The sequence below is a fragment of the Devosia neptuniae genome, assembly GCF_025452235.1.
Taxonomy (GTDB): Bacteria; Pseudomonadota; Alphaproteobacteria; order Rhizobiales; family Devosiaceae; genus Devosia.
On sequence record NZ_CP104965.1, the window covers coordinates 3,180,234 to 3,193,166 of the forward strand.

Genomic DNA, 12,933 nt, shown 5'->3' on the forward strand with positions numbered 1-12,933 from the left:
GGGCTGGAGCCGCGATTTTGAAAGGACATTACCGTGACGATCCAGAGGAACTGGCAAGAACTGATCAAGCCGACCAAGCTGGAGATTGTTTCGGGCAGCGACAACGCGCGCGTGGCTTCGGTAGTTGCCGAGCCGCTTGAGCGCGGTTACGGGCTTACCCTGGGTAACGCTCTTCGTCGTGTGCTGCTGTCGTCGCTTCAGGGCGCGGCAGTTACCGCAATCCAGATTGACGGCATCCTGCATGAATTCTCCTCGCTTCCGGGCGTGCGTGAAGACATGACCGACCTGGTCCTCAACGTGAAGGAAATCGCGTTGAAGATGGGTGGCGAAGGCCCCAAGCGCCTTGGCCTGACCAAGCAGGGTCCGGGTGCCGTGACCGCTGGTGACATCAAGGTCACCGGCGACATTGAAGTGCTGAACCCCGAGCTGGTGATCTGCCATCTCGACGACGGCGCCGAAATCAACATCGAGTTCACCGTCGATACCGGCAAGGGTTACGTTGCCGCCGACAAGAACCGTCCGGAAGATGCACCGATCGGCTATATCCCGGTCGATGCGCTGTTCTCCCCGGTTCGCCGCGTCAGCTACAAGGTCGATGCCACCCGTGCGGGTGAAAGCCTCGACAAGGACAAGCTGACCCTGCAGGTCGAAACCAATGGCGCCGTGTCGCCGGAAGATGCCGTGGCTTATGCTGCGCGTATCCTCCAGGACCAGCTGTCGGTGTTCGTGAACTTCGAAGAGCCCAGCAAGGAAAAGGCACAGGATGCCGTTCCCGAACTGGCCTTCAACCCGGCGCTGCTCAAGAAGGTCGACGAACTCGAGCTTTCGGTGCGTTCGGCCAACTGCCTCAAGAACGACAACATCGTTTATATCGGCGATCTGATCCAGAAGACGGAAGCCGAGATGCTGCGGACCCCGAATTTCGGCCGCAAGTCGCTCAACGAAATCAAGGAGGTCCTGGCACAGATGGGGCTTCATCTCGGAATGGACGTCAACAACTGGCCACCCGAGAATATCGATGACCTCGCCAAGCGCTACGAAGATCACTATTGATCCCGCGCTGCCAAGCACTTTAGGAGACCAAGATGCGCCACGGTAATTCCGGCCGCAAGCTCAACCGAACCGCCAGCCACCGTAAGGCTATGTTCGCCAATATGTCCGCCGCGCTGATCAAGCACGAGCAGATCGTTACCACCCTGCCCAAGGCGAAGGACCTGCGTCCGATCGTCGAGAAGCTGATTACCCTTGGCAAGCGCGGCGACCTGCACGCTCGCCGTCAGGCGATCGCTCAGATGCGCGATGAGGGCCAGGTTCAGAAGCTGTTCGCAGTTCTGGGCCCGCGCTACAAGGACCGTCAGGGCGGCTATATCCGCATCATGAAGGCCGGCTTCCGCTATGGCGACAATGCGCCGATGGCTGTGATCGAGTTCGTCGATCGCGACGTCAATGCCAAGGGCCTCGATAGCGGCCCGGTGCAGGTGCGTGACGAAGACGAGTCCGAAGCCGCGTAAGCGATATTCGGTTCAAGATTTAAGGCGGTCCGCGTTTGAGTACGCGGGCCGCCTTTTTGTTTGTTCAGATCGCTCGAACTTCGGCGAGCCGCTCGACGGAATGGTCGTCCTTCCAGCAGACCGCTGCCTCCCATGCCGCCGAGGCTTGCGCGGCGATGTCATGCGCCGCGTCATCAAAGCCGGCAGCATTGTAGGGCAGGGCCAGATCGAGCTCCGGGACATCGACATGGGCTTCGTCCCAATCGATCAGCGCAATCGCATCCGCAGTCATGCGAATATTGCTGGGATTGGTGGGATTGCCATGCACCACGCAGCTCTGCCGCCCGGCCAGCCGCGCCCAAGCCGCCCGGCAGCGCGCCACGGCTTCACCCGGCATCGCGGTCAGGTCGATCCTTGTTCCCGTATCGGCATGCAACAGGTCAGTTGAAGATCGCCACCCCGGCCGCTGCGGCCAGTCCTGCGTCAGGTCATGCAATTGCCGGAGCGTGTCGGCCACCCGCCGCCAATCCGCCTCGGTCTCGGGCGGCCCGCCCGCCATATATTGCATCACCACCAGGCCATCAACGAACAGCCTGCCATCCATGGTCGGGATCGGCACTGGTACAGTCATACCCGAACGGTCCAGATGCTGGAGCAGGCCGGACTCCCATGCCAGATCCGCATCGCTCCGCATACCCAGCCGAGCGACCGCAAGCTGCCCGTCGATGCGCACGCTCCACACGTCATTGGAGGAGCCACCGGCCAGCCGCTCGATGCGCTCCGCGTTGGCACCCCATTGCCCAAGTGCGTCCCATCCCATGGTCAGGAGACCGCGCCCCAAAACAGCGCCACGCCCAGACCCATGCAGAGGAGCCCGACCAAAAGCATGGCGAGCCGACGGCGGCGCGGCGACTTCATCATCACTCCCAGCATGGTCCTCTCCTCCACTTCGCACCCAGTTTAGGCCCGAATGGCGTGATGGGGCAATCGCGGCGGTCGATGCTAACAGTCCGCTAGCCTCTGGCACCCAAATGTCACGTCAACGCTAACAGTCCGCTCACAGATTCCACGCCCGTCCGAGCGCTTTCACCTCGCGGAGCGACGAACAGAAAACCAGCGGCAAACCCGTTTGTCTCGCAAACCCATGATAGCGCCCGACGCTGTTCCGCGTCTTCCAGATCCAGTTGATCATTTCCCATTTGACGCTGTCGCGATTGCCCGGAAGATGGCCGGCCCGCTGCTTTTCCAGCAGCGTCCGCCGGAAATACCGGCTAAAGCGACGCAGGTAATGGTCGTCCACGACGATAATTCCGGTAGCCCGGGCAAAGCGCTGCGGCATGAGCACGGAGTAATTGCCCTCCATCACCCAGCCCGGCTCAAGGATCGCCGCGTCGTGCAGGGCGTGGAATTCGTCGTCGGGCCGCACCTGCCAATCGGTGTTGGGCAAGTGGCGCAATTGATCGAGATGAATGGCGGGAATATCGAGCTTCTTGCCGATGGCGACGGCCAGCGTCGACTTGCCGGCATTGGTCGGCCCCATGATGACGATGCGGCGGCCGAGGGCTTCAAGTGGTTGAAAGGTCTGCATTTTCAGTTCCGATATATGGTTTGATGGGATCGGGGTGGAAAAGCGAAGAAGGGCAGGCGGCATCCTTTATTGGAGAGACAAAAATCCCCGCCGTAGCGGGGATTAGTAGTTGATTACGAGCTGGCGCCAGGCCTATTCGGGCTGCACATCCTTGCCGGTATAGACTTCATCGACCCAGAACTGGTCGCGGCGATCGAAGCCGTTGAACGGGGTCAGCGAGGCCTGGGTATAGGCACCCATTAGGCCGAACTCGATCCAGTCGTCTTCATCGATATCGGCCGGCAGGGTGAACACCTGGGGCAGCACGTCATAGCTGTCACAAGTGGGGCCCCAGATGGTGAATTCGGAGAATTCGGCATCATTGTCATGCACCCGCGCACCGCGCCACACCCGCACCGGCGGGGTGAAATGCATGAACTTGACTTCCATCAGGCTGCCATAGGCGCCGTCATTGACGTAGACCGACTGGCCGCCGCGCTGATGCTTGACGCGCAGCAGCAGCGAGGTCGACGACGTCACCAGCGCACGGCCCGGCTCGATGATCAGCTCGGGCTTGTTCTTGTCGCCGAAATGATCGCTGACCGCGGTCGAGATGGTCTCGAAATAATAGTCCATCGGCGGCGCTTCGCTGGTCGGGTAGGGGGCCGGATAGCCGCCGCCGATATTGAGGCGCTTGAGCTGGATATTGGATTCCTCGACGATGCGGGACGCCGCTGCGATGTGGCGCTCATAGGCATAGGCGTCTTCGCACTGGCTGCCGACATGGAAGCACAGGCTGGGCGTATAGCCCATCTGGTCGACCATGGTGACGATTTCGGCCGCGCCCTGTTCCATGACGCCGAATTTGATGCCGAAGTCGTAGGATTTCAGCGCCTTGCCGGCCTTGAAGCGGGTGGTCACTTCGACATCGCGCGACGGCGAAACTACCGAGGCCAGCTGGTCGAGCTGCTGGGGATGGTCGATGGTGAAGGAGCGAACGCCGAACTCTTCATAGGCGCGAGCGATCTCGCGCTTGTTCTTGATCGGGTTGTTGTAATGCATCACCGCGCCCGGCGCATGATCGCGCACCAGTTCCATTTCGGTGTTGGAGGCGACGTCGAACGCCTTCAAACCTTCGCGATGGAGCTGGGCGATGATGTGCGGGGAGGGATTGCACTTGACCGCATAGGTCAGCAGCCCGTCAAAGCCCTTCTTGAACACCTTTGTGGCCTTGTGCAGCTCGCGCTCGGAAAACAGGAAAGCCGGGAAATCCGGGGCTTCCGCCGCGATCAGCGCGGAGGTATTCGGGTAAACCTGCTTCGGCTCAGTGGTCATGGACGACTTGCCTTTCGGGGCTGGAGAAATGCGGAAAACGAGCGCTGCATATAGGGCCGTGTGCCCCCTCACGCAAACGTTTATTTGGCCTCCAATTGCGACGGGGGCGTGACGCCTTTTTCGTGACAGAATCCGGGCGTTTGCCTTGCCCCGCGCGGATGCCACATCAGGGCAGAAGCGGTGACCGGAGGTTGGTTCGATGTCGATGCGCTCGTGGATTATGGCTGGTTGTGCCGTGGCGGTTCTAGCGGTTGGAGGCACACTGGCCTTCTCGCCCTGGAATGCGCCCAGCCTGGCCCAGGCAACGGCGCCAGCGCCCGTGCCGCCCGCTGCCGTAGCTCCAAGCGTGGAAGTGCCGCGCAGCGATGCCGAGATCAAGCTGAGCTTCTCCCCGGTGGTCAAGGCCGCCTCGCCCTCAGTGGTCAATGTCTATGCCACCCGCATCGAGCAGCAGACGGTGTCGCCTTTTGCCAATGACCCGTTCTTCTCCCGGTTCTTCGGACGCAACCAGTTCCAGAGCCGGCCACGCGAGTCCCAATCGCTGGGCTCGGGGGTGATCGTTGATGCGGGCGGCGTCATCCTCACCAATCGCCACGTCATCGAAGGCGCGACCGATGTGCGCATCGCCCTTTCGGACGGGCGCGAATTCGCCGTCGATATCGTCATCGAGGATGCGCAGACGGACCTTGCCGTACTGCGCGTGCGCCAGCCCGGCGATGCGGTCTTCCCCGCCATCGTCTTTGCCGATTCCGACTCCCTCGAAGTGGGCGATCTGGTGCTGGCCATCGGCAATCCGTTCGGCGTCGGCCAGACGGTGACCAGCGGTATCGTCTCCGCCCTGGCCCGCACCGGGGTGGAAAGCTCGGATTATGAGTTCTTCATCCAGACCGATGCGGCGATCAATCCCGGCAATTCGGGCGGTGCCCTGGTCGATCTCGATGGGCATCTGGTCGGCATCAATACCGCCATTTATTCGCAGACCGGTGGCTCGGTCGGCATCGGCTTTGCCATTCCGGCCAACATGGCCAAGATGGTGGCGCAGGCCGGCGTCAGCGGCGGCCAGATCGTGCGGCCCTGGTTCGGCGCCAAGATGCAGGCGGTCAATTCCGATATTGCCCAGAGCCTTGGCATGCCGGCGCCGCATGGTGCGCTGATCACCGAAGTCGCCCCCGGCGGCCCGGCAGAACGCGCCGGCTTTGCCTCGGGTGATGTGATCCTGAGCGTCGATGGCATGGCGGTCGATGACCCCAGCGCCTTCAACTTCCGCCTCGCCACCAAGCCCATCGGGCAGATGACCGCGCTCGAGCGCGTCCGTGCCGGGCAGAGCGACACTGTCAATTTCACCATCGAAGCCGCGCCGGTGGCCGCAGGCGACATGGTCGCCACCATCACCGGATCGTCGCGCTTCACGGGCACCAGCGTGCGCCAGATCGATGCCGCGCTCGCCGAAATGAAGGGGCTGCCCTATGACGCCAAGGGCGTGATCGTGACGGCAATTGAGCCCGGTTCGCCCGCCGAGCAGATGGGGCTCAAGGCGGACGATGTGATCCTCTCGCTCAATGACGTGCCGATGGATACTGCCGCCGCATTCTCGCAGACGGCGAGCCAGCGCGCCCGCACCTGGCAGATTATCCTGCAGCGCGACGGCCGCGTGACGCGCTCGATTGTCAGCGGCTAATCGAGGCTGATTTCAGGCACATCCATCTGCGCCAGGGCGTTGATCGCGCTTTGGCGCCGGTCCTTGAGGCCGGTGAGCAGAGCCTTGGCGCCGTCCTCGCCATAACCGCGCCGGCTGATGGCATAGAGCACCAGCCCATCCTCGAGCGGGGCGTAGCGATAGGCATTCCATTCGACGATCATGGTGCCGCTGCTGGAGTCGCTGAGCAGGAAATCGAGGATGATTTCGCCGGTCTGTTCGTTGCGGAGCACGTCGTAATTGACCACCGGATCGCTGCCCTTACGCTCACTAAGGCCCTTTATCATAACGGCCGCCGCTGCTTCGGGCGTGGTGCCATTGGTCAGCACGTCGATCGTGAACATGTCTTCGAATTGCTCGACAGTCTGGCCGGCCGGTACATATTCCTGCTTGAAGTAGGTTTCTTCTGGGTGGCTCGTCCAGGCGAGGGCAAATTCGACATCCTCGAAGACAATCGGCCCCGGCGCGCCAATGGCGTCGGTCTGGGCGCTCGCCGGCAGCGCCATGGCGGCGAGGAGCAGGAATGCGGTGACGAAGCGATGCATGAAACGTCCTCGAAATTGTGGTCGCGCATTAATGCTGACAAACGCCAGCTTGGCAATTCGCCGGTTTGTCTTGCTCGCGCCGCCGCCCTATCTTACGCAGAGCCCTCCACAGAGATTGTTTAGGCATGGCTGACCTTTTCGCCGCAGACCCCAGTGAAACCGACCGCGCGCGCCCGCTCGCCGATCAATTGCGGCCGCGCTCGCTCGATGAGGTGATCGGCCAGAGCCATCTGCTTGGGCCGGAAGGCACGCTGCGCCGCATGATTGCCTCCGGCCGGCTGGGTTCGCTGATCCTGTGGGGGCCGCCGGGCACTGGCAAGACCACGGTGGCGCGGCTCTTGGCCGACCAGATCGGCTATACGTTCGAGCAGATTTCGGCGGTGTTCTCGGGCGTTGCCGACCTCAAGAAGGTGTTCGAGAAAGCCCGCTTCGAGCGGCTGTCCGGCCATCGGACGCTGCTGTTTGTCGACGAAATCCACCGCTTCAACCGGGCACAGCAGGATGGTTTCCTGCCCGTGATGGAAGACGGCACGGTGGTGCTGGTGGGCGCGACCACCGAAAATCCGTCCTTCGAGCTGAACGCGGCTTTGTTGTCGCGCAGCCAGGTATTGCGGTTCGAGTCGCTGTCGCTGGACGATCTGGAAAAGCTGGTGACGCGCGCCGAGGAATTGACTGGCGCCGCGCTGCCTCTTGACCCTGAAGCCCGCCATACACTGCTGACCCTTGCCGATGGCGACGGCCGCGCCCTGCTGGGCCTCGTCGAGGAAGTGCTGGCGTCGGCCAAGGAAGGCGAGGTGCTCGACGCTGCCACCATGCTGACCGTGGTCCAGCGCCGTGCGCCGATCTATGACAAGGCGCAGGATGGGCACTACAATCTGATTTCGGCGCTGCATAAGACCGTGCGCGGCTCCGATCCTGATGCGGCGCTCTATTATTTCGCCCGCATGCTCGACGCCGGCGAAGATCCGCTGTTTCTGGCTCGCCGGCTGATCCGCATGGCTGTTGAGGATATTGGCCTGGCCGATCCGCAGGCGCTGCCGCAGGCCGTTGCCGGGCGCGATGCCTATCAGATGCTGGGTTCGCCCGAGGGCGAACTGGCCCTGGCGCAGGTGGTGGTCTACCTAGCGCTCGCGCCCAAATCCAATGCCGTCTACACCGCCTTCAAGGGCGCCACATCAATCGCCAAATCCACCGGCTCGCCGACCCCGCCCATGGTCATCCTCAATGCGCCGACCAAGCTGATGAAGACCTCCGGCTATGGCGACGGCTATATCTATGACCACGACACGCCCGAGGCTTTTTCGGGCCAGGAATATTTCCCGGAAAAGATCGGCCGGCAGCAATTTTATCAGCCGGTCGAGCGCGGTTTTGAACGCGATCTGCGCAAGCGCATGGATTATTTCGAGCGCTTGCGGGCCGAGAAGAAGCGCGAGGAATAGGGCAGGCACATGCAGAATTTCCTCCTTGTCGGCCTGGGCGGCGCGATTGGCGCCATGGCGCGCTATGGTGCGTCCATCGGTGTCGGGCGCGTGTGGCCGCATGGCTTTCCGCTCGGCACGATGCTGATCAATATTGTCGGCTCCATCGCCATGGGCCTGCTCATCGGCATTCTGGCTCGCACCTTGCCGCCTTGGGCGCCGGAGGCGCGGCTGTTCGTCGCCGTGGGTATGCTGGGCGGCTTTACGACGTTTTCGTCCTTTTCGCTCGATACAATCGTGCTGATTGAGCGCGGCGAAATGGTACAAGCTGGCTTCTATGTGCTGTTGTCGGTTGTGGTTTGTCTCATTGGCCTTTATCTCGGGCTTTTGGTGACCAGAGGCAGCCCGGCATGAGTGCGGTACAACAGCGGCAGGTAAGCAGCGACGAAGACGGGATGCGTCTCGATCGCTGGTTCGCACAGAATTTTCCGCAACTCGGTTTCGGGCGGCTACAAAAGCTCATTCGCAATGGCGAAGTGCGCGTCGACAAGGGCCGCGTGCAGACCAGCACGCGCCTGACTGCCGGGCAGACCGTGCGCATTCCCCCGATCGACGATGCCGAGACGGTCAAGCCGGTGCGCGTCAATTCGGGCGATGCGCAATTCCTGCGCGATATCATCCTTTATGAAGACGAGGATATTTACGTCTTCAACAAGCCCCATGGCCTGGCCGTGCAGGGCGGCAGCGGCACGTTCCGCCATCTCGATGGCATGCTGAAAAGCCTGCCCAACAAGCTTGGCGAGGCGCCGCGACTGGTCCATCGTCTCGACCGCGACACCTCCGGGTGCCTCGTGGTTGCCAAGACCCAGTCGGCCGCCAGCCATTTTGGCGAGGTGTTCCGCTCGCGTGCGGCCCGCAAGATCTACTGGGCTGTTGTGGCCGGCAATCCCAATCCGCGCCAGGGCGAAATCTCGTGTTTCCTCGCCAAGCAGGCCACGACCGATGGCGAGCAGATGGTGGTGGTCAAGAATGGCACGCCGGGCGCGCAGCATTCGATGAGCTATTATTCGACCACCGACACGGCCAGCCGCCGTTTCGCCTGGGTCACGCTGAAGCCGGTGACCGGCCGCACCCACCAGTTGCGTGTGCATATGGCCCAGCTTGGCACCCCGATCATCGGCGATCCGCGCTATTTCAATATCGAGAACTGGCAGGGCGCGCCTGGCCTGGGTGAGGGTTTGCAGCTGCATGCCCGCCGCATTGCCCTGCCGCTGCGCAATGGCAAGCGGCTCGATATTTCCGCACCGCTGCCGCCGCATATGCGTGAGAGCTTTGACGCCCTGGGCTTTGATCCTGACCGCTTCGATGTCAGCAAGGACCCGGAGGACGGCGCATGACCCTTGTCATGTTCGACATGGACGGCACGCTGATCGATACGCAGGCCCTGATCACCGAGCATATGGCAACGACCTTTGAGGGGGCAGGGCTCGATGCACCAAGTCCCGCCGCGTCGCGTCGCGTGATCGGGCTGTCGCTACCGGTAGCGCTGGCGCGCCTGGCCCGCACCGATGACCCGGTGCTGATCGACAAGCTGGTCAAGGACTATCGCACCCATTACCGCGCCTCCGTGCTGACCCATAATGACCGCGAAGGGCTGTTTCCCGGAGCTCTGGAGGCACTACAGCGCCTGCGGACATGGGATGGCATGCGATTGGGCATTGCGACGGGCAAGGGCCTCAGCGGCGTCCACCGCATTACCGGTAACCACAACATTGCCGATTACTTCGTCACCTTGCAGACGCCGGACCATAATCCGTCCAAGCCGCATCCCGGGATGCTGCTGCGCGCGATGGCCGAAACCGGGGCGCTGCCGGCCGAGACGGTGATGATCGGGGATACGACATTCGACATCGAAATGGGCAAGGCGGCCGGTGCCTGGGCCATTGGGGTGACCTGGGGCTATCATGAGCCGGCCGAGCTGATTGCGGCCGGCGCCGATATCATGATCGACCGCTTCGACGAGCTTGATGCGGCGATCCGCAAGGTATTGGAGTAGGCCATGCGCGACCAGCTGGAAGATGCCCAGAAGCATATCAATGACGGCTATGGCCGGGCGCAGCATGCCAATCGGGTTGAGCTGCCCAAGCGGTTCTACAAGGATGTTGGCGTAGCCCCGGTCGATGGCGGCTTTGTCGTGACGCTGGATGGCCGGCAGGTGCATACGCCGGGCCGGAAAATCCCGGTCGTGGTGCCCGCAGCGGCCATTGCCACGATCATGGCCGAAGAATGGGCCGCGCAGGGCGAATTCATCGATCCGGCGAGCATGCCCATGGTCAGATTGATCAATTCGGCCGTGGAAAGCGGGGATGAGACCATTCCGGCGTTCCGCAAAGAGGTAATCAAATTCGCCGCGAGCGATCTGATGCTCTATCGCGCCGATGCGCCGCAGGAATTGGTCAGCGAGCAGGAACTGGTGTGGGACAAGGCGCTGGTCAAGCTGGCGCGGCACTTCGGCGTGCGGTTCCAACCCACGATCGGCATCATCCATCAGGCCCAGCCGCAGGCGAGTTTGGATCGGTTGGCCGAGACGCTGGATGGCGAAAATCTCTTCGTCCTCACCGCGCTGGTCAACATAACCGGCCTCACCGGGTCGGGGCTGCTGGCCATCGGGCTGTGGCACCGCCTGTTCACCGCCGACGAGGTGTGGCAGGCGGCGCATGTCGATGAGGATTATCAGATCGGCCTATGGGGTCAGGATGAGGAAGCGGCAGCGCGGCGGGCGCAGCGGCGGGTCGAATTCGACACAGCCGTAGCCGTGCTGGATGCATTGCGGGCTTAGATAGCGGCGAGTCTCGACGCCCCATGCAGCGCGATGATTTCGGCTATCTCAGCCCCTTCCTCACCCTCCAGCGGGCACACAAGGGTCGCGCCTGCCTCGATAGCCTGGTCGACCACCAAGGCCCGGCGGCTGGCTATGGCGATTGGCGCTGCGAATCCCGCATCGACTAACGCCTCGATTGCCGGAACAATGCAGTCCAGCTCGCGCTGAACGCTGGCCGTGTCCTCGCTCGCCACTTCGATGATTTCGGCCCCGTCTGCCAACGCAGTTCTGGCGCGTGACACGACATCAACGCCCGTGACGACATGGGCAATGCGGGGCGATCTGAATCCGGAAGCGGGCATATCGGAAGCCTATCGGCCCAGCGCCATCATTGCCAGCCGCGAGATTCCAGCGTCGACTTCAAAATCAGAGTCACCACGGCAATCAGCGCCAGCGTGGATGACGCCGCGAAGGCGCCGGTGACGTTGAAATCGTTGAACAACTGGCTGATCTGCAAGGGCAGGGTATTGGTCTGGCCGCGAATGGAGCCGGAGACGACCGAGACGGCGCCGAATTCGCCCATCACCCGGGCATTGGTCAGCACTGCGCCATAGAGAATCGCCCAGCGGATATTGGGCAGGGTGACGAAGCGGAACATCTGCCAGCCATTGGCGCCCAGCGAGAGAGCGGCTTCCTCGTCCTCGGTGCCTTGCTGCTGCATGAGTGGGATGAGCTCGCGGGCCACAAAAGGCGCGGTAACGAACAGGCTGACCAGCACTATCGCCGCGACGGTGAACATGAGCTGGATGCCCATGCCCTGCAGCACCGGACCAAGCAAGCCTTGGCCGCCATAGAGGAACAGATAGACCACGCCGGCCACGATGGGGCTGACCGAAGCGGGCAGCTCGACAATGGTGATGATCAATTGCCGCCCGCGAAAGCGGAAGCGGGTGACCAGCCAGGCCACGCAGATGCCGATGACGATATTGATCGGCACGACGATGACCGCCGTCAGCACGGTGAGGCCGATGGCGTGCAGCGTGGTGCGCTCGATGATGTTGGCAAAATAGACCCCGATGCCCTCGCGCAGGGCATAGGCGAAGATCAGTGCAACCGGCACCACCAAGATCAGCGCCGAGAGCACGACGGCAAGGCTGATCAGGATAATTTCGGCAGGGGAGCGGGTGTGGACGCGCGTTGTCATGGTCACGTGCTCCGATCCGCGTAGCGCACCTGCCAGGATTGCAGCGCATTGGTGGCGAGCAGCGTGAGGAAGGCGGCGAGGAGTAGGACGAAGGCCAAGGCGGCGGCGCCTTCATAATTGAATTCGTCGAGGCGGATGAAGATCAGCAGCGAGACGATTTCGGTGAAGCCGGGCAGATTGCCGGCGATGAAAACCACGGCGCCGAATTCGCCCAGCGAGCGGGCGAAGGAGAGCACGCAACCGGTCATGAAGGCGGGCAGGATGGTGGGCCAGATGACGCGGGCAAAGACCTGCCAGCCGGTGGCGCCCAGGGTTTTGGCGGCTTCCTCATAGCCGGCTTCCACGTCTTCGAGCACCGGTTGGACAGTGCGGACAACGAAGGGAATGGAGGTGAAGCTCATGGCCACGATGATGCCGAGCTGGGTGTAATTGACCTTGAACCCATTGGGTTCCAGGAATTGGCCATACCAGCCGGTTTGCGCGAACAGCGTCACGAGGACCAGCCCAGCAACCGCGGTGGGCAGGGCGAAGGGCAGGTCGACCAGCGCATCGAGCAGGCGCTTGCCGGGGAAGCTGTAGCGGGTCAGCACCCAGGCCAGCAGCAGGCCGAAAAAGCCATTGAAAACAGTGGCGGCAAGCGCGGAACTGAACGTGATGCGATAGGCGGCCAGCGAGCGGTTGGACGCGACGATGCGCCAGAATTCGGGCCACCCCATGCCGCCCACCTTGAGCAGCATGGCCAGCAGCGGCAGCACGATGATGATGGTGAGATAGAGCATGGAGACGCCCAGCGTCAGCCCGAAGCCGGGCAGCAGATGCTTGCTGCGTCGCGATGCCATGATCTTCCTTACGCAAAA

General features: G+C 62.4%; 15 protein-coding genes. 8 read left to right on the plus strand and 7 right to left on the minus strand.

Going from position 1 to position 12,933, the window contains the following annotated elements; translation table 11 throughout:
- The first annotated feature begins 27 nt into the window (after positions 1–27).
- Together N8A98_RS18445 and rplQ are read left to right on the plus strand one after the other, a co-directional pair.
- Positions 28–1,053 carry a DNA-directed RNA polymerase subunit alpha gene (locus tag N8A98_RS18445; protein WP_244445809.1) on the plus strand — a complete coding sequence of 342 codons (1,026 nt, stop codon included), beginning with the start codon at positions 28–30 and terminating at the stop codon, positions 1,051–1,053.
- 32 nt (positions 1,054–1,085) lie between these two features.
- The gene (rplQ, locus tag N8A98_RS18450) at positions 1,086–1,511 is read left to right on the plus strand and encodes a 50S ribosomal protein L17 (protein WP_262167497.1); all 426 of its coding nucleotides are present in this window, start codon (positions 1,086–1,088) and stop codon (positions 1,509–1,511) included.
- A gap of 64 nt (positions 1,512–1,575) precedes the next feature.
- On the opposite strand, the gene N8A98_RS18455 is transcribed toward rplQ, so the two are convergent.
- The 3 genes from N8A98_RS18455 to N8A98_RS18465 all read right to left on the minus strand — a co-directional run bounded on the left by N8A98_RS18455 (position 1,576) and on the right by N8A98_RS18465 (position 4,392).
- Positions 1,576–2,310: a phosphotransferase enzyme family protein gene (locus tag N8A98_RS18455; protein WP_262167499.1), complete on the minus strand. Its 735-nt coding sequence runs from the start codon at positions 2,308–2,310 to the stop codon at positions 1,576–1,578.
- 237 nt (positions 2,311–2,547) lie between these two features.
- A complete protein-coding gene (locus N8A98_RS18460) occupies positions 2,548–3,078 on the minus strand; it encodes a P-loop NTPase family protein (protein WP_262167501.1) in 531 nt (176 codons plus the stop codon).
- Positions 3,079–3,210: 132 nt separating this feature from the next.
- Positions 3,211–4,392: a type III PLP-dependent enzyme domain-containing protein gene (locus tag N8A98_RS18465; RefSeq protein ID WP_113122082.1), complete on the minus strand. Its 1,182-nt coding sequence runs from the start codon at positions 4,390–4,392 to the stop codon at positions 3,211–3,213.
- Positions 4,393–4,591: 199 nt separating this feature from the next.
- Between N8A98_RS18465 and N8A98_RS18470 the strand changes: the two genes are divergently transcribed.
- Positions 4,592–6,070, plus strand: coding sequence for a DegQ family serine endoprotease (locus N8A98_RS18470; protein WP_262167503.1), 1,479 nt, complete (start codon positions 4,592–4,594; stop codon positions 6,068–6,070).
- On the opposite strand, the gene N8A98_RS18475 is transcribed toward N8A98_RS18470, so the two are convergent.
- On the minus strand, positions 6,067–6,633 hold the full coding sequence (locus tag N8A98_RS18475) for an HI_0983 family protein (RefSeq protein WP_262167504.1): 567 nt from the start codon (positions 6,631–6,633) through the stop codon (positions 6,067–6,069). The two genes, N8A98_RS18470 and N8A98_RS18475, sit on opposite strands and share 4 nt — an antisense overlap.
- Positions 6,634–6,758: 125 nt before the next feature.
- Between N8A98_RS18475 and N8A98_RS18480 the strand changes: the two genes are divergently transcribed.
- The 5 genes from N8A98_RS18480 to N8A98_RS18500 are packed head-to-tail and all read left to right on the plus strand — an operon-like array spanning position 6,759 to position 10,890.
- On the plus strand, positions 6,759–8,072 hold the full coding sequence (locus N8A98_RS18480; protein ID WP_262167506.1) for a replication-associated recombination protein A: 1,314 nt from the start codon (positions 6,759–6,761) through the stop codon (positions 8,070–8,072).
- 9 nt (positions 8,073–8,081) lie between these two features.
- Positions 8,082–8,465 carry a fluoride efflux transporter CrcB gene (crcB, locus tag N8A98_RS18485; RefSeq protein WP_262167507.1) on the plus strand — a complete coding sequence of 128 codons (384 nt, stop codon included), beginning with the start codon at positions 8,082–8,084 and terminating at the stop codon, positions 8,463–8,465.
- Positions 8,462–9,448 carry an RluA family pseudouridine synthase gene (locus tag N8A98_RS18490; protein ID WP_262167509.1) on the plus strand — a complete coding sequence of 329 codons (987 nt, stop codon included), beginning with the start codon at positions 8,462–8,464 and terminating at the stop codon, positions 9,446–9,448. The genes crcB and N8A98_RS18490 overlap by 4 nt, the downstream gene beginning before the upstream one ends.
- Positions 9,445–10,107: an HAD-IA family hydrolase gene (locus N8A98_RS18495; protein ID WP_262167510.1), complete on the plus strand. Its 663-nt coding sequence runs from the start codon at positions 9,445–9,447 to the stop codon at positions 10,105–10,107. Before N8A98_RS18490 ends, N8A98_RS18495 begins: the two co-directional genes overlap by 4 nt.
- Positions 10,108–10,110: 3 nt before the next feature.
- Positions 10,111–10,890: an ATP12 family chaperone protein gene (locus N8A98_RS18500; protein ID WP_262167512.1), complete on the plus strand. Its 780-nt coding sequence runs from the start codon at positions 10,111–10,113 to the stop codon at positions 10,888–10,890.
- Here N8A98_RS18500 and N8A98_RS18505 read toward each other — a convergent pair.
- The 3 genes from N8A98_RS18505 to cysT are packed head-to-tail and all read right to left on the minus strand — an operon-like array spanning position 10,887 to position 12,915.
- Positions 10,887–11,234 (minus strand): dihydropteroate synthase, encoded by a 348-nt coding sequence (locus N8A98_RS18505; protein ID WP_262167513.1) that lies wholly within the window; start codon positions 11,232–11,234, stop codon positions 10,887–10,889. The two genes, N8A98_RS18500 and N8A98_RS18505, sit on opposite strands and share 4 nt — an antisense overlap.
- 26 nt (positions 11,235–11,260) lie before the next feature.
- Positions 11,261–12,076: a sulfate ABC transporter permease subunit CysW gene (gene cysW / locus N8A98_RS18510; protein WP_262167515.1), complete on the minus strand. Its 816-nt coding sequence runs from the start codon at positions 12,074–12,076 to the stop codon at positions 11,261–11,263.
- A 2-nt stretch (positions 12,077–12,078) separates the two neighbouring features.
- Positions 12,079–12,915, minus strand: coding sequence for a sulfate ABC transporter permease subunit CysT (gene cysT, locus N8A98_RS18515; protein WP_262167517.1), 837 nt, complete (start codon positions 12,913–12,915; stop codon positions 12,079–12,081).
- Positions 12,916–12,933: the final 18 nt, after the last annotated feature.